Origin of the sequence: Staphylococcus arlettae (assembly GCF_025560845.1) — a bacterium.
Taxonomy (GTDB): Bacteria; Bacillota; Bacilli; order Staphylococcales; family Staphylococcaceae; genus Staphylococcus; species Staphylococcus arlettae.
The window spans coordinates 301193-324799 of sequence record NZ_CP094803.1; the positions used below are offsets into that span (position 1 = coordinate 301193).

At 34.3% G+C, this 23607-nt stretch carries 20 protein-coding genes; 12 read left to right on the forward strand and 8 right to left on the reverse strand.

Features of this window, described 5'->3' with window-relative positions; all coding sequences use genetic code 11:
• Nucleotides 1–54: 54 nt before the first annotated feature.
• Together mmuM and MUA37_RS01365 are read right to left on the reverse strand one after the other, a co-directional pair.
• Complete coding sequence (gene mmuM / locus MUA37_RS01360) at nt 55–960, reverse strand: homocysteine S-methyltransferase (protein ID WP_021459269.1); 906 nt, start codon at nt 958–960, stop codon at nt 55–57.
• A complete protein-coding gene (locus MUA37_RS01365) occupies nt 957–2303 on the reverse strand; it encodes an amino acid permease (RefSeq protein ID WP_021459270.1) in 1347 nt (448 codons plus the stop codon). Before MUA37_RS01365 ends, mmuM begins: the two co-directional genes overlap by 4 nt.
• A gap of 344 nt (nt 2304–2647) precedes the next feature.
• On the opposite strand from MUA37_RS01365, the gene MUA37_RS01370 reads away from it, so the two are divergent.
• The 6 genes from MUA37_RS01370 to MUA37_RS01395 all read left to right on the forward strand — a co-directional run bounded on the left by MUA37_RS01370 (nt 2648) and on the right by MUA37_RS01395 (nt 7932).
• Entirely contained in the window at nt 2648–3823 is a 1176-nt protein-coding gene (locus MUA37_RS01370) for an FtsW/RodA/SpoVE family cell cycle protein (protein ID WP_002509039.1), read from the forward strand.
• Nucleotides 3824–3905: 82 nt separating this feature from the next.
• Nucleotides 3906–4415 carry a phosphatase PAP2 family protein gene (locus MUA37_RS01375; protein ID WP_142019294.1) on the forward strand — a complete coding sequence of 170 codons (510 nt, stop codon included), beginning with the start codon at nt 3906–3908 and terminating at the stop codon, nt 4413–4415.
• Nucleotides 4393–5304 (forward strand): LCP family protein, encoded by a 912-nt coding sequence (locus tag MUA37_RS01380; protein WP_262624759.1) that lies wholly within the window; start codon nt 4393–4395, stop codon nt 5302–5304. The genes MUA37_RS01375 and MUA37_RS01380 overlap by 23 nt, the downstream gene beginning before the upstream one ends.
• 32 nt (nt 5305–5336) lie before the next feature.
• Nucleotides 5337–6122 (forward strand): sulfite exporter TauE/SafE family protein, encoded by a 786-nt coding sequence (locus tag MUA37_RS01385; protein WP_002509036.1) that lies wholly within the window; start codon nt 5337–5339, stop codon nt 6120–6122.
• Nucleotides 6123–6291: 169 nt separating this feature from the next.
• A complete protein-coding gene (locus MUA37_RS01390; protein ID WP_142020085.1) occupies nt 6292–6912 on the forward strand; it encodes a nitroreductase family protein in 621 nt (206 codons plus the stop codon).
• Nucleotides 6913–7083: 171 nt separating this feature from the next.
• Nucleotides 7084–7932 carry a YitT family protein gene (locus MUA37_RS01395; RefSeq protein ID WP_225975826.1) on the forward strand — a complete coding sequence of 283 codons (849 nt, stop codon included), beginning with the start codon at nt 7084–7086 and terminating at the stop codon, nt 7930–7932.
• Nucleotides 7933–8137: 205 nt separating this feature from the next.
• On the opposite strand, the gene MUA37_RS01400 is transcribed toward MUA37_RS01395, so the two are convergent.
• The 5 genes from MUA37_RS01400 to larA all read right to left on the reverse strand — a co-directional run bounded on the left by MUA37_RS01400 (nt 8138) and on the right by larA (nt 13654).
• On the reverse strand, nt 8138–9331 hold the full coding sequence (locus MUA37_RS01400; RefSeq protein ID WP_031266783.1) for a M20 metallopeptidase family protein: 1194 nt from the start codon (nt 9329–9331) through the stop codon (nt 8138–8140).
• 246 nt (nt 9332–9577) lie between these two features.
• Nucleotides 9578–10756, reverse strand: coding sequence for a nickel pincer cofactor biosynthesis protein LarC (larC, locus tag MUA37_RS01405; protein WP_142019297.1), 1179 nt, complete (start codon nt 10754–10756; stop codon nt 9578–9580).
• Between the two features lie 15 nt (nt 10757–10771).
• Nucleotides 10772–11530, reverse strand: a complete 759-nt coding sequence (gene larB, locus MUA37_RS01410) for a nickel pincer cofactor biosynthesis protein LarB (protein WP_142019298.1) — start codon at nt 11528–11530, stop codon at nt 10772–10774.
• Between the two features lie 23 nt (nt 11531–11553).
• On the reverse strand, nt 11554–12375 hold the full coding sequence (gene larE / locus MUA37_RS01415; RefSeq protein ID WP_002509031.1) for an ATP-dependent sacrificial sulfur transferase LarE: 822 nt from the start codon (nt 12373–12375) through the stop codon (nt 11554–11556).
• 16 nt (nt 12376–12391) lie between these two features.
• Nucleotides 12392–13654 carry a nickel-dependent lactate racemase gene (gene larA / locus MUA37_RS01420; RefSeq protein WP_107373747.1) on the reverse strand — a complete coding sequence of 421 codons (1263 nt, stop codon included), beginning with the start codon at nt 13652–13654 and terminating at the stop codon, nt 12392–12394.
• 413 nt (nt 13655–14067) lie between these two features.
• Between larA and coaA the strand changes: the two genes are divergently transcribed.
• The 6 genes from coaA to MUA37_RS01450 all read left to right on the forward strand — a co-directional run bounded on the left by coaA (nt 14068) and on the right by MUA37_RS01450 (nt 21641).
• Nucleotides 14068–14967 carry a type I pantothenate kinase gene (gene coaA, locus MUA37_RS01425; protein WP_002509029.1) on the forward strand — a complete coding sequence of 300 codons (900 nt, stop codon included), beginning with the start codon at nt 14068–14070 and terminating at the stop codon, nt 14965–14967.
• 268 nt (nt 14968–15235) lie between these two features.
• On the forward strand, nt 15236–16318 hold the full coding sequence (locus MUA37_RS01430) for a GntR family transcriptional regulator (protein WP_002509028.1): 1083 nt from the start codon (nt 15236–15238) through the stop codon (nt 16316–16318).
• A 138-nt stretch (nt 16319–16456) separates the two neighbouring features.
• Entirely contained in the window at nt 16457–18079 is a 1623-nt protein-coding gene (locus MUA37_RS01435) for a xylulokinase (RefSeq protein WP_193325487.1), read from the forward strand.
• Entirely contained in the window at nt 18057–18752 is a 696-nt protein-coding gene (locus MUA37_RS01440; protein ID WP_193325486.1) for an L-ribulose-5-phosphate 4-epimerase, read from the forward strand. The genes MUA37_RS01435 and MUA37_RS01440 overlap by 23 nt, the downstream gene beginning before the upstream one ends.
• 12 nt (nt 18753–18764) lie before the next feature.
• A complete protein-coding gene (gene araA / locus MUA37_RS01445; RefSeq protein ID WP_262624761.1) occupies nt 18765–20186 on the forward strand; it encodes an L-arabinose isomerase in 1422 nt (473 codons plus the stop codon).
• A gap of 51 nt (nt 20187–20237) precedes the next feature.
• Nucleotides 20238–21641, forward strand: a complete 1404-nt coding sequence (locus MUA37_RS01450) for a sugar porter family MFS transporter (RefSeq protein ID WP_262624762.1) — start codon at nt 20238–20240, stop codon at nt 21639–21641.
• A 102-nt stretch (nt 21642–21743) separates the two neighbouring features.
• On the opposite strand, the gene MUA37_RS01455 is transcribed toward MUA37_RS01450, so the two are convergent.
• Nucleotides 21744–23096 (reverse strand): IS1182 family transposase, encoded by a 1353-nt coding sequence (locus MUA37_RS01455; RefSeq protein ID WP_021459431.1) that lies wholly within the window; start codon nt 23094–23096, stop codon nt 21744–21746.
• Between the last annotated feature and the right edge of the window lie 511 nt (nt 23097–23607).

Below are 23607 nucleotides of genomic sequence, written 5' to 3' on the forward strand. Positions count from 1 at the left end.
AATTAAATAAATAAAGTCCGAGGTAATATGCCTCGGACTTTTTTATTATGAAATTTAACGATTTAATTTTGCAACAATACGTTCGATGGTTTGAGGTGTTGTCTGACAACACCCTCCAATAATAGCTACATTTTGTTGTGCCCAGCTCGTAACACAATCCAAAATTGCTTGTTCATTACTGTCAGAAGACCAAGTTTTCGACTCAGCATCATAATGTGCGCCACCATTAGGATATAAGGCGATAGTTTGCGGTAATGACAATAATCCTCTAGCTATAGTGTTATTAATTCCAGTAACAGTAGAACAATTAATGCCAAATATAGGTAATATAGGGTCGTAATCTTGTAAGTAATCTCGCAACGTTTCGAAAGCTGTTCCGTCTGATAAATTACCGGCATCATCCACTGTTACAGATAACCAAAATGTCTGTTTTTGATTATAAAGAGGGATGATTGCTGTCACAATGGCTTGGATTTCTGCAAAGCTTGGTATAGTTTCGAAAACAAAATCATGCACGCCTTGTGCAATTAGGCTGTCGATGCGCTGACGATGAAAGTCGACATAATCTGACCTAGAGATATTATAAGTGCCAGTGTACTCAGAGCCATCGCTCAAATAAGCACCATAAGGACCTAAGCTACCTACAATAACTTGTTGTTCTGTAGTTGCTTGTTTAACTTGATAAACAGCATCAGCGATTAATGCATCGATAGCGGCATCACTCAAACCTATAGCTGAAAATGTAGCATAACTAGCTTGATAAGTACTTGTCAGCAATATATCCGCACCTGCTTGTGTAAAATCAGCATGGGCTTGTTGGATTTTTGCTGGATCATTTTTTAATATTTCACTCGACCACAGTGAGGTGTTTAAGTTACAACCATATGATTCTAACGTAGTTGCTAGACCACCATCTAAGATTAACGGGCGTTTTAGTAATAATTTATCTTTTAGTCTCATAGATTTGTCGACTCCTTACGGTTGTATTTAAAGTAATAGTAAAGTAGTGCTAGTACAGCAAATGGTATACCGAAATACAATGCTGGCGCTTGATTACTATCAAAAATCATTCCAATACATGAAATGAAACAAAGAATAAAGGCAATGATAGGGACACTTTGATGTATTTTAAGTGAAGGTTCAAGGCGTTTAGCATTAAAGTAAGAAATACAAATACTCATCCAGACAATAACGACTGCCAACCCGGCTATTGAGACTAAAACGACATACAGTGTATCAGCGACATAAACACTAGATAATAATGACAGTAAGCCACCGAGCATACTAAAAAGTATAGCGCGAATAGGTAATTTAGCTCGGTTTAAGACTCCAAACCATTGCGGGAACATGCCCTCATTCGCTAAGCTCCAAATCATTCTACTAGCTGCATATAACCCTGAATTAGCAGCAGACAGTAAGGCTGTAATAATAACGATATTCATAATATCACCAGCAAATGGAATACCAATACGTTGAAAAATCACAACAAAAGGACTTTCTAATGATTTTCCTTGGTAACTAGGAATCAAAATTGAGATGACTACCATTGTGCCTATGAAGAAAATAATAAGACGCCATAGTGTTGCACGAATGGCTTTAGGAATAACTTGTGCTGGAGCTTCAGTTTCTCCAGCAGCAATACCTATTAATTCTGTTCCACTAAAAGCATAATTTACTGCTAACATAGTTAAAAATACTGCGCCTAAACCATTAGGGAAAGTTGGTTGTGTATAACGTTCTATAATAGTGCTACTACCTTGGTAGCCATCATAGTTAATCAAACCAATAATTACAGCAATACCTAAAATAATAAACGCAATGATAGCTATAACCTTAACTAAAGAAAAGTAAAATTCCACTTCGGCATAAAAGCGTGTAGAAATGATATTAAACACTAATACTAGAATAATGGCAATCGTAGAAAAAATATAAACGGGAACATCGGGTAACCATTTTTGCATTAATAGACCGACAGCAGTAAATTCTGAACCTAAAGCTACTGTCCAAGTTAGCCAATAAAACCAAGCTACAATGTAACCTACAGCTGGGTGGATATAACGACTCGCATAAACATGAAAACCTCCGGTAACGGGGTGTTTAATTGCTAGTTGTCCCAAGCACAGCATAACTAGATATACGAGTACAGCACCAATTATATAGGAGAGAACTGTACCTAATGGTCCTGCTTGTTGCAAAGTATAACCTGAACTTAAAAATAATCCTGTACCAATTACGCCACCAAAACTAAGTAACATTAAATGTCGTTGTTTCATGGTGCGTTTAAAACTATCGTGTTGTTGCATAACAGTGCTCCTCACATCGTAACTTAATTAAAAAACGTAATTTTAAATATAATCATCAATTGTATTGTTTTCTGAAAATTTAGTCAATCGCTTTTTGAAAATATTTTTTAAGAAAATAAATTTATTAAGTATATAAAACAATTAAGTTTTTTGAATAATGCAGTATGGGGTGCCACTGATTAGACGAACAGTAGAAATAGTAGTTGTATTGAATAGAGTAGATATATGGTGCAAAACTAATTTTAGCCTATGTTTATAAAAAAGTTAGGTAGTCCTAAAGTATGATTGTGCTAAAACTTGCATTTTGTTTTACTAAAGTATAGCAAATGTACTGAGGTGAGCATATGAAGCAAGTCATTTTGAAAATTTGGGAGAAGGTGAAGTATTTAGATTTTAGTTTAATCCTGTGTTATATCTTATTGGGCTTAGTAGGTGTTGTAATGGTTTATAGTGCGAGTATGGTTGCAGCATCTAAAGGAACATTAACTAATGGATTACCAATTAAAGCCAATCATTTTATGACCAGACAATTAATCTTTTTCGTATTAGGTTTAGGCATTGTGCTATTTTTTAGTTTGTTTTTAAATTTAAATGCGTTCAAACGGAGTGGGACTCAACAATTCATCGTATTAGCAACGTTAGCACTATTATTAATTACAGTGTTGGTTGGTAAAGAAATAAATGGTTCTCGCAATTGGATTAATTTAGGATTTTTTAGTTTACAATCCTCAGAGTTTTTAAAACTAACTTCTATTTTTTATCTTTCTTACATTATTGATCGACGCTTATCATTAAAAATAGATTATAGCGTAAAGCAATTAATTCCTCCATTAGCACTGTTAGGAATTGGACTATTTTTAGTATTATTACAAGGCGATTTAGGTGGAACGCTTTTAACCGTAGCAATTATTGCTTGTATATTGTTGTATTCTGATATCAAAAATAAAATAAAGCTACAAATATTGGGCGTAACGTTAGTTCCTATGTTGTTATACATAATTTACACATTAATCTTTGATGTTAAAAATGTTTACCGTTTAAGGCGTTTACAAGTCGTTATTGATCCCTTCAAATATGAAAATAGTGATGGTTATCAACTTACCACTGCTTTAACTTCTATTGCCAATGGAGGGCTGACGGGACGTGGTTTGGGTAATGGCATTTCTAAACTAGGTTATTTACCTGAGCCACATACAGATTTTATTTTTACAGTTATTTCCGAGGAAATGGGATTGTTAGGAGTGGTCTGTGTATTAATTATTTATGCTGTTATTTTGGTGAAAGGACTTATTTATGCCAATAAAACAACAGATCATTTTTATAAATTAGTTTGTATAGGTATTGTGAGTTACATCTTTGTTCAAGTGTTTATCAATTTAGCAGGTGTCTCAGGGATGATTCCATTAACTGGTGTAACACTGCCAATGCTAAGTTATGGTGGTTCATCCATGTTAAGTATCAGTTTAGCAATTGGCACATTAATGGCAGTTGCCAGAAAAATAAATGCAGGAGGCGCTTAAATTGAAAAACTTTTATTCCATGCTTTCGTTGTGTGCATTACTAATTTTATTACTGATGTGCATTATTACTGGAGTAAGTGACATGATTGATCGTTACGCACATCAACTTGCACTGCACTTACTACCGAATCCATTTTTCAAACAAGGGCTTAGTATTTTGTCCGATATCTTAGCGCCAGTGCATTGTTTGATTTTAGTATTATTAATTTTAACAGGTCTGTACTTTTATCGACGCAAAACATTTTGGTTATATGGTTTTTGGTGTTTTAGTGTGTTTCTTATTGGTACCGTTATGAAATATGCTATTGCTCGACCTCGACCATCAGTTGCTTTTGATGGGTATAGCTTTCCGAGTATGCACGTATTAAGCGTAAGTATTTTAGTAAGTTTAATCATATTAATTACGCATCATAAAGGGGTTGAAGTTATTGGTATTGTGTTAGTTTGTGCAATGATACTGTCACGTGTTTATGTTAATGCGCATTATCTTACTGATACTGTAGGAAGCTTGTTAGTCATAGCTATTATGTTAATATCATTAGCTATGACAGAAACGGAGGAATACCGTCATGAATATAACCAAGAGAAGTAAAATAATAATGATATTATTGATATTATTAATCGTCATAAGTAGTTTTATAATATATAAAATAATTCATTTTAATAATGCGATTCAAGATTCACAACATAGTAGACAAACTGTAGCGACACAGCACAAAATTAAAGCACAAAAACCAATTTCAATAGCCATTTTTGGTGTGGATTCTGATGCTACTCGCGCAAAAACACATACGGGTCAACGTACAGATACTATAGTAATAGCATCTATAAATCCACAGAATGAGAAGACTGAACTAATCTCCGTGCCAAGAGATACATATAGTGAAATACCAGGTATAGAAGGTCATGAAAAAATGGCACACGCTTATGCATATGGTGGGCCTAAATTAGCAATGGAAAGTTTGCGTCAAAATTTAAATGTGCCAATAGATGGATATATGACAGTCGATATGGATGGTTTCCAACAACTTATTGATCTTTGTGATAGTGTAACAGTTACTAGTAATGCAACTTTTAATTACAATGGTTCTAATTTTAAGGAAGGTAAGAAAGTTACATTATCCGGTGATAAAGCATTAGATTACGTACGTAGTCGTAAGGAAACAGGTGCTGGCGGAGATGAAGGACGTACTGCAAGACAGAGACAAGTTATTGAAGCATTAGGTAAAAAATTAAACCAGTCCAACAGTTTGATAACGTTGAACCGTATACTGAAAGTGACAGAAAATAATGTACAAACAAATTTAAGCTTAGGAGATTTAAAATCATTGTATAGTAACTATAAACCTGCACTTAAAAATATGCATAAAGCAACAATAGATGGTGAAAACTTAATTGAAGATGATGGAATTTGGTATTTTGAAGCAAATGAAGATGATAAAAGTGTTAAAATTAATAATTATAAAAATAATTTAAAATAAATTAATGCTATACATATTGAAAGGGTGTAACTATGGCGATTATCATATTGCTTTTAATTGGAGTCGTATCCTCAATTATTGGATCACTGATTGGTGTAGGTGGTGGCATTATTATTGTGCCTACATTAGTATTTATCGGGGCTAATTCTGATATATTATCAGGTATTACAACACAAACCGCAATCGGTATATCTTCATTAACTTTAGTATTTACAGGGTTATTTTCCATTTTAAGATATCGTGCGAGTGGTAAAAACTCAATTGATTTTAAACACGGAATAATGTTTTCAATTGGCATTATTCCGGGCTCATTATTTGGCGCATATTTAAGTCGCTTTTTAAATGATGTTTACTTTAACATCATATTTGGCGCATTTTTACTAATTATTTCTATCATTTTAATTATTAAGGATCGTTTAGCAGCAAAAACTGAAGATAAAGAGAAAAATGTACATATACCATTAGCGATTGGTTTTTCTTTCTTTGTTGGTATAACAGCTGGTTTGTTTGGCATAGGTGGTGGAGTTTTAATGACACCGTTAATGATTATCGTCTTTAATTTCACACCACATGTTGCTGTGGCTACGAGTATGATTATTATATTCACTTCCAGTTTATCTAGTTCCGTAGGTCATATTGTCCAAGGGCATGTGTTGTGGGGGTATGGTATCATTTTAATTCTTGCGAGTTTCGTAGGTACGCGAATTGGAGTTAAAATCAATCAAAGTATAGATGCTGCTAAATTATCCAATTTATTAAAAATAGTGTTAATTCTTATGAGTATTTATCTTATTTTTAAAGGTGTGAATGCTTTATAATAACTGAAATATTAAGTTAATTAACACTTTGCTATATGTGTTGTATAGACAACGTATAATGAATCTTGATAGTTGCTTTCTGAACCAAATATATTTATTATACTGATTATGTGAAAAATAAGTAGTTGAGCTACGCATAATTAGAAAGAAGGAAAGTATAGTGACAAAAATGAATGATTTTAAAAATATTTTGGCAGCTCGTAAATCTGTGAAACTCTTTGATGAACAATATAAAATTCCCCATGAAGAAATGGAAGATATGATTCGCCAAGCAACGCTGGCACCATCTTCAGTAAATATGCAACCTTGGCGTTTTATGGTTGTTGAAAGTGACGAAGGAAAAGCTAAGTTACGTCCTTTAATTAAATTTAATACAAACCAAAATGATACATCTTCTGCGATGGTAGTTATTTTTGGAGATATGGCATGTCATGAAAATGGCGAATTTATTTATAGTCAAGCCGTAGAAAATAACTATATGCCGTTGGAAGTTAAAAACCAATTGTTACCTACTATAACTGAGTTTTATAATAGCATTTCAACACAACAAATGAATGACATCGTTAAAATTGATAGTAGTCTTGCTGCGATGCAATTTATGTTGGTCGCTAAAGCACATGGTTATGATACAAACCCAATAGGCGGTTTTGAAGCGGATCAAATCGCAGAAGCGTTAGGCTTAGATGCAACTCGCTATGTGCCAGTTGTAATTATTGCCGTTGGTAAAGGTGTTAAAGAAGCTCATGCTTCATATAGAATGCCTGTAGACAAAGTTATGCAATATGTTTAAAGGACTTAATTTGATCTTACAAAAAGCACTTCCACTATAGTGGGGAGTGCTTTTTATTATGTAAATATTATTTTAATATTGCGACTTTATTTTCTTGGGAAAATAAGGTTTTACAGTATCTCTAAATCAGTTATAATTTAAAGCTGTGTGTTAAAAATGAATTAAAGGAGGCTGAAAAATAGTATGAATGAGCATTTAAAAAATATTATCTTTATTGCTTTAGGCGCTTTTTTAGCAGCAGTAGGTATCAATGCATTTGTCATTCCAACAAATTTAGGTGAAGGTGGTTCAATTGGTATTTCATTGATTTTGAAATATACGTTGTCTATTTCTCCGGCATTATCTACTCTAATAATTAATATCTTTTTAATTATCATCGGTTGGAAATATTTAAGTAGAGTAAGTGCGATTTATACTATTTTTACGATTACTTTTATTTCTTTATTTTTAACGTTGACTGAACGGATAAATTTAGGTATTGATTCCACATTTATTGCAGTGATTTTTGGTGGTGTACTTATTGGGATTGGCACAGGTCTGATTTTAAATACAGGAGGTACATTAGGTGGTACATCGGTTATCGCAATGATTATTTATAAGTATTTTAATGTGAAACCTGCCAAAGGATTATTAATATTAGATATCATTGTTGTAGTGTCTGCATTGGTAGCAATTAGTTTTCAAAATGTGTTGTTTACAATTGTGATGCTTTTCATGGTAGAAAAAGCAATGTCTTTCGTCTTAGAAGGTTTCAATCCACAAAAGGCTGTAACTATCATTTCGCATCAGCATAAAGCGATTAGTGAAAGTATTTATCAAGCTACTGGAAGAGGCGCGACGCTATTAAATGGTAAAGGGCAATATTCGCAAAAAGATATGGAGGTCATCTATGTGGTGATTTCTCAAAATCAATTAACACCATTAAAACAAATTATTAATGATATTGATCAAGATGCCTTTGTTGTTGTACATGATGTTCGAGATGTATTTGGTAATGGCTTCTTAAGATTTAATAACTAAAAAGTAACTGGTTTTGTTGGCAGTTTTTGTGCACGCTTTCCGCGGGCACAGCTCAGCCTGTAGTCTTCGCTTGTGCTATTTCCGCAGGAGTCGGCATAAAGCCCTGTCAATATTTGGCCTAAAAGACCATTGGTATTTAATAAAATTAACTAATAGATATAAAAACAAACCTTAGGGGCTCTCTCCTAAGGTTTGTCTGCGTTTGTTATGCGTTTTGTAAACGATCTAATGTGATATCAATGAGTGATTTTGCTGCTACGAGTAAACAATCTTCATTGACTTCAAATTTAGGGTGGTGATTCATATAAGGTGTGTCTACATTATATGGTTTACTACCTATGAAATAAAAGGTACCTGGTATTTGTTGTAAATAATAAGCAAAATCTTCTGAACCTGTAACTTGTGGTATTTCTATGAGGTGTTGGAAGTAATCGCCTTTGCTTTGTGCTAAGACATTAGCAGCGTTGTCAGTTTGAGTTGGATGATTATATAATACTGGATAACCAAATTGATAATCAAGGTCATACGTAATATCAAAGCCTAGTGCAACACTTTGAGCGATCTTGTCAATTTCTTGATAGATAAACTGCTCTAAGTCGTCATTTAAATAACGGGCTGTCCCTTTGATTGTCACTGTATCTTGAATAACATTGGCAGTACCAGGTGCGTCAAACGCGCCAATAGTTACTACACCAGTCTCTAATGGGTCTATTCTACGAGAAACGATTGTTTGAATAGCATTGACAAACTGTGTTCCTGCAATTAAAGCATCATGTGTTTTATGAGGGCTTGCTGCATGACCACCTAAACCTTTAATTGTTAAAGTGAATGTAGAACTACCAGCGAATGCATTGTTTTTATTATATGCAATGGTATCAGGCTCTACGGCTGGAACAATATGAATGCCGTATATTTCATCAACATCAGCTAAAGCGCCAGAAGCCAAAATTTGCTGAGCACCACCAGGTGGTAGTTCTTCGGCATGTTGATGGATAATTTTTACAGTGCCTGAAAGGTCTTCTTTGACCTCAATGAGTGCATTAGCTACGCCTAATAAATAAGCAGTATGTGCATCATGACCACATGCATGCATTACGCCTTCATTCTGTGATTTAAAAGGCACTTCTGTTTCTTCGCTAATCGGTAATGCATCAAAATCTGCACGTAAAGCAATTGTTTTACCAGGTTTGTCTCCTTTGATTTCAACCACAATCGCATGTGCATCTGATATAGGCTGTGTGAGTGATACATCCTTATTGTGATAAAAGTTTTTGATATACTCTGCGGTATTACTCTCTTGAAATGATAATTCAGGATGTTGATGTAAATGTCGACGTATCTGAATCATTTCTTGTTCTTGATCTTCCACTAAATGGAATAACTTGTCTTTCAAATTCATAAACATACACGCTTCTTTCACTTTTGAATAACTGCACAATCAATAATTTAATAGTTTGTTATTTAATTATGCATGATATAAATATTAAATTAAATCTTTTATCATTTCAATTATGAAAACAAATGTATTTTTTAATAGTTTGAATTTAATGGGGGATTTATCTCAGTTAAATGTAAAAAACAGACGTACCTCTCATTCAATTATTGGGTACGTCTGTGTTCTAATATATTATTGATATGAAGATATTTAGTTAAGGTGACCATAGTGTTGATGAATTTCAGCACTAATTTCTGAATATAATTGGTGTAACGGCTGTCCAGTTTCATGCGCAATACGGCGCATGTCACTAAATTCAGGCTTTATTTTTATTGTTTTGGACCCAAGCTTAGCAATTTTAATAGTTATATCCCCGTATTGTGTTGACAGCGTGTCGAAATCACGTTCGAGTACACGTCTTTGGACAGTACTGCTTCGTACGCCCAGTGTTGTAGTATGTAGCAAAAGGTAGTCTTCGAAAAAAGGCTTGTTTGCTAGTTCGCATATTACGGTTAAGGCGATAGCAGGGCGATTTTTCTTCATAGAAATTGGCGTGTAATATACGTCTAATGCACCTTTTGCTAATACACTATCTAAAAAATCTCCTAATGTTTCGCCTGTCATATCATCAATTTGGCATTCTAACACTTGCACTGTATCTTGTTGTGCAGCTAATGCTGTGAATTGAACAAGCCTTAACACATTTGGAAAGTCAAAATCTTTTGTACCTGTGCCATAGGCTATATTTGTTGGTGTGATAGCTGGCATAGGACCGAAATGACTAGCTAAACTTTTAACTATAGCTGCTCCAGTAGGTGTAGTTAATTCACTTTCAACGTCAAAATTTGCCAGTGGTATACCTGTTAAAATTTCGAGTGTCGCTGGTGCTGGGACAGGATAGATACCATGAGCAATGTGTATTCTACCATGACCTGTTGGAATGGCTGAGCAATAAATAGAGTCTATATTTAAGTTTTCTAATGCCAAGCAACAACCAATAATATCGATGATAGAATCCATTGCACCGACTTCATGAAAATGTACTTCTTCAACTGACATGCCATGGATTTTAGCTTCTGCTTGTGCAATTTCAGTAAAGATTTGTGTACTACGTGTTTTGACACGTTCAGGTAATGTACTTTCTGTTATAAGTTTATAAATATCAGCAGCTTTACGATGGTGGTGTGCTTCGGTAAAGTCGATAGTTAAAGTTTGGGCATTGATACCTTGTTTGACTTGTTTGGTAAAGCTTAAATCAAATGTATCAATAGGTAACTTCTGCAATTCAGCAGTAATATATTCAGGATCTGCACCTAAATCTACTAAAGCAGCTAAAAACATATCACCGGCAATACCAGCATGGCAATCAATATAAATTGCTTGTGTCATACTAAAACTCCTCTTTTAATCTTTTTCGAGCATCTTTATAAGTTGGGCAGCATTATAGCCACCACCAAAACCATTATCGATATTTAAAACACTTGTGCCTGGTGCACAGCCATTGAGCATAGCTAAAAGTGTAGTTACCCCTGATAGGTTTGCACCGTAACCAACACTGGTCGGGATTGCATAGACTGGATGGTCTACTAAACCTGATACGACGCTACTTAAGGCGCCTTCCATACCCGCTACGACAACGGATACTGAACTATTACGAATGTCTTCGATACTTTCAAATAGACGATGTATACCTGAAACACCAACATCATAAAAACGCTTAACTGCAATGCCCATGACTTCTGCAGTGAGTGCAGCTTCTTCTGCGACTGGCAAGTCAGAAGTGCCAGCACAGATAATAGCAGCATAATGCGTAGAAGGAGTGATAGTTTCAATGGGTGTACATATAATATTAGCCTGTGCGTGATATGATAATTCTGGATGACGTGCTAATACATACTGTGCTTTGCTTTCAGATACACGTGTAGCTAATATCGTTTGGTCGTTGGACTTTAAACTGTGTATAATATCATCAATTTGTTCAGCACTTTTTCCATCGCCGTAAATAACTTCGGGAAAACCTTGACGTTGTGAACGATGTAGGTCTATTTTAGCGAAGCCCAAATCATCAAATTGTTTAAGCTGACTTTTAGCATCGTTAATCGATAATTGCTTCGATTGTACTTGTTGTAAAATTGCATCTAGATCGTTTGTCGTATCGGTCATGTTCTAACGCAGCCTTTCATAACTTAATGTGATGCAGAGGAATTTAAAACTTCATTCATACTACCTACACGATAACCGTCCATGTCGATTGTTACATAGTCAAAACCTAATTCTTTTAACTGTAAACTAATAGCTTGACGGTGTTGTACTAAAGTCGCAATATCTGCGTCAGCAACTTCAATACGTGCGATATTGTTATGGTAACGTACACGTACATGATTGATATTTAAATTTAAAATGATTTTTTCTGCTTCATTCACTTTAGTTATTTTGTCCATAGTTAAAGTTTCTCCATAAGGTATGCGTGATGCTAAACTACATAATGCTGGTTTATTCCACACTGGGAGGTCAGCTTGTTTGCTTAATGTTCTGACTTCATACTTGTAGAGTTCAACTTCTTGTAAGACACTGCGAACGGAGAAATCATCACGTGCTTGTAGTCCAGGACGATAATCATCTAGGTCATCCATAATCATACCGTCTAACACATAAGCACAATGATATTTATGTTTAAGGTCGTCTAATTGTGCATACAATAAACGTTTGCTGTAATACCAACTTTGTGGAGTATTGTTGACAATATTTGCGTCTTGTAATTCTTCAATTTCTGTTTCAATTACGTGCGCACCTAATTGTTGTGCTAGCTCTGTAGCTTGTGTGAATTCTTCATGGCGGAAAAGTTCTGACTTCACGATTACACCAATAACATTATCTGATCCTAAAACTTCAATCGCTTTATGCAATACTAATGTGCTATCGACCCCACCTGAAAAAGCGACTATAACACGTTTCATTGATTGTAAGACTGTTGTTAGTTGTTTGTTTTTTTCTTCTAATGTTAGCATTTTTAATCCTCCTCTTTTATGATTCAACGTAAGGTATCGTAAGTGGACCTTGTGGCATGACACCGATAGTTAAAGGTTTGCCTTTTTCTCTTGCTAATGACTCCAAGGTTTTCTCAATATTATCAGTAGGTTTCAACATGGAATCTAGTAACTGTTGGTCTGTCAATTTTGAATAAACATAAACGTTAGCGAATGTTTGAATGCTAGCTTGTTTTTGGACTTGCCATTGATCCATTTCTTGAAATTGAGGATCATGTATTAAATCTAAAATACCTTGAGGTGTTTCAGCTAATTTGAAAATTTCAGCAAATTTACCATGATCTGGAAAGCCATCAGCACATTCGGATACCATAATAATGCTGCCGCCTTCTTTAACTACTTTATGAGCAGCACTCATACCTTTTACGGTTTGATACAAGTTTTGGTCAAGTGGATAACCTGAGTTAGAAGCTATGACAACATCAAAACGTTCATCACATTTAAACATGGCGTGCTTTTTGACGTAGTCACAGCCACGATCATGTGCTTCATATAATTCACCTGCAAAGACTTTAGTAATAGCTTTATCTTTGTTGAGCGCTACATTCAGCATAAAGTCTGGCTTACACATTGCATTGATTTCACGTGTCATATCTTGAACAGGGTTGTCATCCATATTGCCCCACGTAGAACGAATATCACCTATCATTTGAGCATTGTGAAAGGTCATTATCGTTTCGATGCCAGCAATGCCAGGCATCATACCTTTTGGACCACCTGAAAATCCGGCGAAAAAATGCGGTTCGATAAAACCAGTGACAATTTTAAAATCAGCTGCTACATAATCTTTGTTTAAATAAACATCACAGCCGTATTTACTATGACCAACTTTGGTCAGACTGTCATAGTCATGGCAATGGTTATGTACTATACGTATGTTTGCTACAATATCTTCACCTAACATTTGGACCAGCTCTTCTCTTGTTTGGTCTCTATGTGTACCTGTTCCATTAATAATGACGAAATTTTCTTTAGGAACATGACTTAATGCGCGCAACAAACATGGTACTAAAATGTGATTAGGCGTAGGTCGTGTAATGTCACTAATCACAATAGCTACTGTATCTGTTGCTTTAACCATAGTATGTAGTGGTGGTGAGGCAATGGGTTGCGTTAAAGCGTCCATAATTGACTCAACATCATTATCTAGTGGTGGTATAGTGCTAGGTTCAATAAGAGTACTGTGATCTGGTACATCGATCTCTACGTCAGATTTACCATATAGAACTTTTGTCTTCACATTCATCACTCCAGTCATGTAGTTGTTAAAAATGTAAGTGTTTACATTATAGTACTAATTGCACTAATTTTAAAACTTTAGTATTTCTCATAATTTGATATTGCAAGAAAAACAAAATATAAATAGCAGCGATTTTGAAACGTGCTGACGCCCGGGGAAGTAGTATGAGTGAGAAACTACAGCCTCAAACTATGCCCTAGGCAAGCATGCACGTTCAAAATAGTATTAACCATTAGTGAAAATATGAGTTTCTGTTCTCTCTATACTAGATTAAAGCGGATACATTAAATTTCGAAATTATCATTGAAACCATGAGAATGTTACATTATACTTGTTGAGATTGATTATATTGAAGTGAGTTATGTCAAAGTGAATGAATTGGTATAACAGTTTGTATAAAGGGAGCTAGGCTTGTGGAATTTTCTAAAGAAGAATGGCAAAAAGTGCAAAGTTCAACAAATATAGAGTTAGATGATATTAACTTAGAAGAAATACTTAGTTTCAACGATTATGCAACAAAACAGGAAATTAAATCCTTGTATTTTCCTCTAATAGATTTATTGTCAGAAAAAGCACAGCGCCATATGGATTATATTAGTTATGTACATAATAAATTACTTAATAAACACCACAAAACACCATTTATTATTGGGGTTTCTGGTGGGGTGGCTGCTGGGAAGAGTACGATAGCGCGATTATTATTGGAATTATTAAAAAAAGAAAATCCAACGTGGAAGGTAGATCTGATTACGACAGATGGTTATATTTTACCTAAGCAACAACTGTTAGAGCAAAATATAATGTCAAAAAAAGGTTTTCCAGAAAGCTATGAAACTAAAACACTCATCCAACACTTAAAAGCTATTAAAGCTGGGGAAAAAGTTGCAACTTATACGTATTCCCATTTAACGTATGATCGGTTAGTCGAGCAATTTCATTATATTCATCAACCGGATATTTTAATTATTGAAGGAGTGAATATATTTCAAGTTCATAGCCAAGCATCAGAGCTTGTAACTGATTATATAGATTATAAAATTTATCTTGATGTCGCTTTAGAAGTAATGAAAAAGTGGTATATCGAACGGTTCTTAAAACTACAGCAAAGTGCTTTCCAAAAACCAGAATCACATTTTTATCAATATAAAGATTTAACGGAAACAGAAGCAATAGCAATTGCTAAACAATTGTGGACAAATGTAAATGAACCTAATATTTTGCATAATATCTATCCTACTAAAAATAGAGCTGATTTAGTGTTACACAAAGCTGAAAATCATACGATTACGCGCTTAACTTACAATAAATTTTAGTTACTATTTTGACTTATAGCAAAGTGCACGCATTACGTGAACATATTAAATTTAAATTGCTATTGGTTCATACAAGTAAGCAGACTTGAACGCCTTTTTAAAAAGGTAGTCAATTCTGCTTACTTTTTCTTTTCGTGCATTTATGACACAATATTAACTATCTGTCATATTTTATATAACGTGCTAGATAAATATAAAAGTGCGTTAAATAGTTATGCTATACTAAATGTGTATGAGAAAATTAGGTAATACTAGGAGATCGTCAGATATGAATAAGCCCAAATATCAAGTAATAGCCGATGAAATTAAAGGCAAAATTCTCGATAAGAGTTATCACGTGGGTATGTTGTTACCGACGGAAAAACAATTTCAAGATAATTATCAAGTTAGCCGTTATACAATTCGACAAGCAATGGATATCCTTGTGGCAGAAGGCTATATAAAAAAAAGAAAAGGTGCTGGCTCATATGTGAGCTATAGTTTTTTAAATGCGCAGCAAACAACAGGAACTAAAAAAATTGGTGTTATTGTGACGTACTTATCCGACTATATTTTTCCCAGTATTATAAGAGGTATTGAACACGTATTACGTGATAATGGTTATTCTTTAATATTAGCGAGTACAAATAATAACCATGATGAAGAGCGCAAATGCTTAGAAATGATGTTAAATCAAGGCGTGACAGGATTAATTATCGAACCGACGAAAAGTAATGTTTATAACCCTAATCTATCTTATTATTCTATGTTCAAACAACGGGATATACCAATACTTATGATTAATGCTACGTATGATGAGCTAAACTTACCGTATATTGCAATTGATGATATTAAGTCAGGCTATTTAGCAACACAATATTTAATTGATCATGGTCATGAAGATATCGCATTAATTACTAAGATTGATGATAATCAAGGAAAATTACGAATGAAAGGTTATTTTAATGCCTTCGAACATAATAATATTATTTTCAAGGGTGAGCATATTTACACTTATGATACTGAAAATAAACGCCAAGTAGTAGAACAGATAGTCCAACACATTCAACAACAAAAAATATCAGTTTCTGCAGTTGTCTGTTATAACGATGAAATCGCGTATCAAATCATTCAACGTTTAAGACAACTTGGATTTAGTATACCGAATGATATTTCGGTTGTTGGGGAAGACAATTCTGTATTGAGTAGATTAAGCGATATGAATTTAACAACCACATCACATCCGCAAGAGTTGTTAGGAGAAAAGGCAGCTAACTGGATGATAGAGACTATTGACACAGATAAAATACAGCCAGAAGAACGTATCGACACATATATTATAGAACGTAATTCAGTTAAAAAAATAAATTAAGCCCCCAAATCAACAGCCGCGTTGGTTTGGGGTTTTAATTAGCTGATATTTGTACGGACAAAAATATAATTATATTGACATGTACGGACAAATATTTTATATTTATCTTGAAAACGGTTACAGTAATGGGGTGTTGAAATGAGAGTAAGTACGCAAGAATTAAAGCAAGAAGATATATCGATTGGTATTGAATTAGGATCGACTAGAATTAAAACTGTAGCAATAGATAGTCACTTGCAAGTAGTAGCATCAGGTAATTTTGATTGGGAAAATCAATTGAAAGATGGTTACTGGACTTATTCGCTTAACGATGTATGGGTTGGGTTACAACAAAGCTATCAAATGATGGCAAAAGAGTTAAAAAGCACATATGATATTACGTTGAAGCGAGTTAAATCTATAGGCATCAGTGCAATGATGCATGGTTATTTAGCTTTTAACGAACAAGAAGATATCCTTGTACCATTTAGAACTTGGCGTAATGGTAATACTACTGCAGCAGCAAAGGAATTAAGTAATGCATTTAACTTTAATATTCCTGAACGTTGGAGTATTGCTCATATTTATCAAGCGATGTTGTCAGCAGAACCACATACACATCAACTAGATTATGTGACAACTTTAGCAGGATATGTTCATTGGTATTTAACAGGAGAAAAGGTCATAGGTATTGGTGATGCATCAGGAATGTTTCCAGTAGATCCACAAGAAAAAGCTTATAGACAAGATTTATTAGAAATTGCGAATAAGCTATTTGCAAGTCATGGCTACACACAACAATTAGAACAACTGTTGCCAGAAATACGATTAGCCGGCGAACAAGGTGGAACATTAACTGACATAGGTGCCAAATTACTAGATCCAACAGGTGAACTTGAAGGTGGTTGTACCTTATGTCCACCTGAAGGAGATGCTGGCACAGGTATGGTTGCTACAAATGCAGTAACAGTTAATACTGGCAACATCTCAGCAGGTACAAGTTCTTTTGCGATGATAGTGTTAGAACAAAGTTTGCAAGCAATGTATCCAGAAATTGATATTGTAACGACGCCAGCAGGTGATGAAGTTGCTATGATTCATACAAATAATTGCACATCAGATATCAATGATTGGATGCTACTGTTTAACGAAGTCTTACAGACATTAGGTATCGATATTTCATCTGAACAGTTGTACGGACAACTTTTTGAAGCATCATTAGCTAGTGATGATGATGTTGGTGGTCTATTATCTTACAACTATATTTCTGGTGAGAATATTACCGATGTTGCAACTGGATATCCTTTATTCTTACGGGAACCAACAAATAATTTTAATTTAGCTAATTTTATGAAAATGCATTTATATAGTGCTTTTAGCACATTGAAAATAGGAATGGATTTGTTGCAAACGCAAGAATCAGTCACTGTAAATAAGTTAATTGCACATGGTGGTATTTTTAAAACGAAAAAGATAGCTCAACAAGTATTAGCATCGGCTGTAAACAAAGATATTACGGTGATGGATACTGCAAGTGAAGGCGGCGCATGGGGCATTAGTATTTTAGCTTATTATAGTGCACTCCAAGAACAGATCTCTTTGGAGACGTTTTTAAACGACTATGTATTTGAAGGTGCAACTGAAGTGACTGTCACACCTTCATCACAAGAGGTTGTTAATTTTAATAACTATGTAGCAAAAGTAAAACAGGCATTGCCGATTGAACAAGCAATAGATAAATATTTAGGAGGGGAAGCCGATGTTAGAACAATTAAAAGCTGAAGTATATCAAGCAAATTTAGAATTGCCCAAACGTGGATTAATTAAATATACATGGGGTAATGTCAGTGCGTTTGATTCAGAAACACAACTATTTGTTATTAAACCAAGCGGTGTAGATTACGCAACGATGCAACCAGCTGATATGGTGGTTTGTAATTTACAGGGTGAAGTTGTAGAAGGCAGTTTGAGACCTTCATCAGATATGCCTACACATGCAGTGTTATATCAACAATTTGGAGATATCGGCAGTGTGGTACACACACATTCACCGTGGGCTACTACATGGTCACAATCTGGCTTAGATGTACCTGCTATGGGAACGACGCACGCTGATACATTTTATGGTTCCATCCCATGTGCACGATTTTTAAACTCCGATGAAATCAACAATGATTATGAATTGGAAACTGGAAATGTCATCGTTGAAACGTTTAAGAATCAAGGTATTAATCCACATGATGTACCAGCTGTATTACTACATGGACATGCACCATTTGTCTGGGGAAAAGATTGTGAGCATGCAGTAATGAATGCCGTAGTTCTAGAGGAAGTATGCAAAATGAATATTTTTACAAGACAATTAAACCCATTTGCGGAAGCGCTTCCTCAAGAAATATTAGACAAACATTTTGAGCGCAAACATGGGGCGAATGCTTATTATGGGCAAAATTAAGGAGGAATAATAATGGCAGAGAATAAAAAATTTTGGTTTGTTGTAGGTTCACAAGCTTTATATGGTGAAGAGGCATTAGACCAAGTTAAGAGCAACGCACAAGATATAGCAAATGAATTGAATAATAAAGCAGACTTGCCGTTTGAAATTGAATTACAACCACAGTTAGCAACTTCTGCAGATGTAATTACTCAAATTATGAAAGAAGCTAATTACCGAGATGATATTTTAGGTGTTATTACATGGATGCACACATTTTCACCAGCAAAAATGTGGATTAGAGGTACACAATTATTACAAAAACCTTTACTGCATTTAGCGACGCAATATCGTAATGATATAGATTGGCAACATATCGATATGGATTATATGAATTTACATCAATCAGCACATGGCGATAGAGAATATGGCTTTATCAATCGTCGTTTAAATAAGCAAAATGAAATTATTTTTGGTGATTGGCAGAACACCGAAATTCAAAGCCAATTAAAGGCATGGATGCATGTGGCATATGCTTATAATGAAAGCTTTGGTCTGAAAGTAGCACGATTTGGTGATAATATGCGTAATGTTGCTGTTACAGAAGGCGATAAGATAGAAGCACAAATTCAATATGGCTGGACTGTAGATTATTATGGAATTGGTGATTTAGTTAGCTATGTTAACGAAGTTAAAGAAGAAGAAATAACTCAATTATTTGAAGTATATCAACAACAATATGATTTTGACTATCGTAATTATAGTGAAGACGATTTTAATGCTTCTGTGATAGAGCAAATCAAATATGAGATTGCGATAAAACGATTTTTAGATGATGGCGGTTATAGTGCCTTTACGTCAAATTTTGAAGATTTACATGGTCTGAAACAGTTGCCTGGATTAGCAGTACAGCGTTTGAACGAACAAGGTTATGGATTTGCAGGTGAAGGTGATTGGAAAACGGCTGCACTAGATAGATTATTGAAAATCGCTGCACAAAATGAAGCGACAGGGTTTATGGAAGACTACACATATGATTTAAGAAAAGATCAAGCACATATTTTAGGGTCACATATGTTAGAAGTAGATCCTACACTGGCAGCTACTAAACCTAAAATTGTAGTTAACCCTTTAGGAATTGGTGACAAAAACGATCCAGCGCGATTAGTTTTTGATGGTAAAGCAGGTGATGGTGTAGTAGTCACGATGGTTGATTTAGGAACACATTATAAGTTTATTGTGAATGATATTACCGCCAAACAGTTAGATGAACCTGCCCCACATTTACCAGTTGCACGAGTGTTGTGGGAAGTGAGACCGTCGTTAACAACTGGTGTGAAAAGATGGCTTGAAGAAGGTGGCGGGCATCATACGGTTTTATCTTTAGCGTTAACTAAAACACAAATTTTAATGCTATTAAAAATGTTTAATGCTGAATATACGATAATAGATTAATTTCACTTATTACGCATAGCACTTGGCTTATTAAAAAAGAAGGTGAATGGGATGAAAGTACAAAGTAAAGTATCAAATCAATTTATTTATTTTTTCGGTGCATTTGGGGGTATTCTGTTTGGTTATGATATTGGTGTTATGACCGGAGCATTGCCATTTTTACGTGAAGATTGGGGCATTAATAGTGGGTTTATTATTGGCCTTATAACATCTTCAGTCATGTTAGGAGCAATATTTGGTGGTATTTTAGCAGGACGTTTATCAGATAAATTAGGCAGACGGAAAATGATTTTACTGTCAGCAATCGTGTTTATTATAGGGTCAATTTTATCAGGTATTGCACCTCATAATGGCAACTATTTCTTGACGATTTCACGTGTCATATTAGGTTTAGCTGTAGGGGCAGCATCTGCATTGGTGCCAGCTTATATGTCTGAAATGACACCTGCCAAATATCGTGGTCGCTTGTCCGGTATGAACCAAACGATGATCGTTTCAGGTATGTTATTATCTTATATTGTTGATTATTTTTTACGTGGATTACCAATTGAATTAGGATGGAGACTAATGTTAGGTATTGCGGCATTACCAGCTGTTATATTATTTATAGGTGTGTTACGATTACCAGAATCTCCACGCTTTTTAATTAAAAATAATAAATTTGAAGAAGCTAAAACTGTATTGAGTAATTTACGTCATAATCAAAATATCGATGTAGAACTACGAGAAATTCAAGATACAATTGCTAAAGAGCAAAAAACACAAGTTAATAATACATTAGCAACTTTATTTACTGGGAAATATAAATATTTAGTAGTAGCAGGGTTAGGTGTCGCTGCCTTCCAACAATTCCAAGGTGCCAATGCTATATTTTATTACATTCCGTTGATTGTGGAACAGGCAACTGGTAATTCAGCGAGTAATGCTTTAATGTGGCCAATCATTCAAGGTGTCATTTTAGTATTAGGCTCATTATTATTTATCGCAATTGCAGATAAATTTAACCGTCGTACTTTACTTATGTTGGGCGGTACAGTTATGGGGTTATCATTCATTTTACCAGCTGTGATTCATATGATTGCACCTAATACTAATCCAATTTTAATTGTGGTCTTTTTAAGTATTTATGTAGCATTTTATTCATTTACATGGGCTCCATTAACTTGGGTTATTGTCGGTGAAATTTTCCCACTAACTATTAGAGGATTTGCATCTGGTGCAGCTTCATCATTAAACTGGATCGGTTCATTCTTAGTAGGTTTGTTATTCCCAATAATGACAGCTTATTTCTCACAACAAATTGTCTTTGCTATTTTCGGAGTAATTTGTATCTTAGGTGTACTATTCGTGAAAAAATGTGTGCCTGAGTCACGTGGTCGTACTTTAGAAGAAATTGAAGCAATTGGAGAACAACAAAGTGTAAAACAAACAACTGCACATGTAGAAAAAATATAATTAACATTATATTGCAGAACGTGGACAAACCCTTCGCAAGTTAATGCGAAGGGTTTATTTATTTTCTTTTTTTATAGTTTTTTTCAAAATTGCAGTGGTCTTTCAGACCATTACTGGGCCTTTTATTAGCCACATTGCGATTTTTTTAAGATTCATGGCAGCACAAATTAGCGTGGTATCCATGGAAACTTTGTCATGTCCTCTATATCTCGTCCATCTCATACCATGCTGTTCTTTTGCATCGCCAAATTTTCTCTCTATTGTTTGACTTCGCATTTTATATTGTTTTTTAATTGTATCCACAAACCTTAAATCTTCAACTATATCTAAATCATCTTGCCAAACATGTCTTCTAATTTGTTTTATGGCATCTTTACTTTCAGTACATTTATTTAGTAGTGGACAGTCTCGACATATTGAAGCATCTGATACATATAATCTGTGTCCTGTTGGCATTGTTCTTTTATATAGTAAAGTTTCATCATTAGGACAAATATAAGTATCATAATGTTCATCGTAGATGAAATCTTTTGTTCTGAAAAAACCAGGTTTTCCTTTAGGTCTCGTATATGGCATTGCTGGTACAATTGCTTTTTCAAGCAAAAAGTGTGCATTAAAAGGTGTTTTATAACCTGAATCAATTGCTAATGTGATAGGCAACATCTGCTTGGTTTCCAATCTTTCAATCATTGGTTTGAGTTGTGTACTGTCGTGAATATTACCAGGTGTCACGTGCTTATCAATAATATAACCATTTTTATCTACACATGCGTGTAAACTATAAGCAAATTGCTTTTCTCGTTCACCTTTAACGTAGTACCCAGCTTCTGGATCAGTCGTACTTACTTTTTTGGTTTTATATTCCTCCTTGCTTTTATTTTTTATTGGCTTTTTTCCTTGTGCTCGCCTTTGTTCATTTATTTCATTATCCAATTCTTCTTGGAAGTGAAGTGTATCTTTTTTTACAATTTTTTTGATGTATTTATTCTTATTTGCATTTGCTTTAATATGTGTAGAATCAATGAATAAAGATGAGTGATCTATTAAGTTATTTTTGATAGCTATTTCTAGTATTTTCTCAAATATTTGTTCAAATAAATCTGTATCATGAAAACGACGTGTATAGTTCTTACTAAAAGTTCCGTAATGAGGTACTTTATCTAAAAAGCTATATCCTAAATACCAACGGTAAGCTACATTTGTTTCTATTTCTTTAATTGTTTGTCTCATTGATTTAATGCCAAACAACCTTTGTATGAGTAATATTTTTACTAAAATAACAGGATCTATAGATGGTCTACCATTATCAAGGCAATATTTGTCTTCGACAAGTTCATACACAAAATTTAAATCTAATATCGCATCGACTTTACGTAATAAATGATTATTAGGGACTAATTCAGAGATAGAAATCATTTCATATTGATCTCTTTTATCAATTGATTTATTCAACATAATAAACACCACCACTGTTTAATTTACATATATTATAATGTTTTTGTGTAATATTGGCAGTAATTTATGCCGACTCCTGCGGGAATATCACTAGCCGAAGACTACAGGCTAAGGCAGTGCCCGCGGAAAGCGTGCATAAAAAAACTGCCAACAAAGTCGGAGACTTTGTCGACAGTCTGAAATATAATTAACATTATATTGGAATAATTTAACTAAAGAAGTAGCGTCAATTTCTATTGAGATGATATAGAAATTGACGTTTTTTGTGTATTTATAAAATTTTGTAGCATTACAGAAAGTAATATTTTTGTGCAGTAAGGTTAATAATTTTACTAAGTGATAAATAAGATATATTAATAACTCGAGCGCTTTGTTATAACTTATTACTGGTTAAATCTATTATCAAAAAATAGAATTTTCTGTAAATATTATACATTTTAGTTGTCTTTTTACCATTAATATGACATACTCTTATTCATTAGTATGACATATTAAACAATTAGAGGTGATA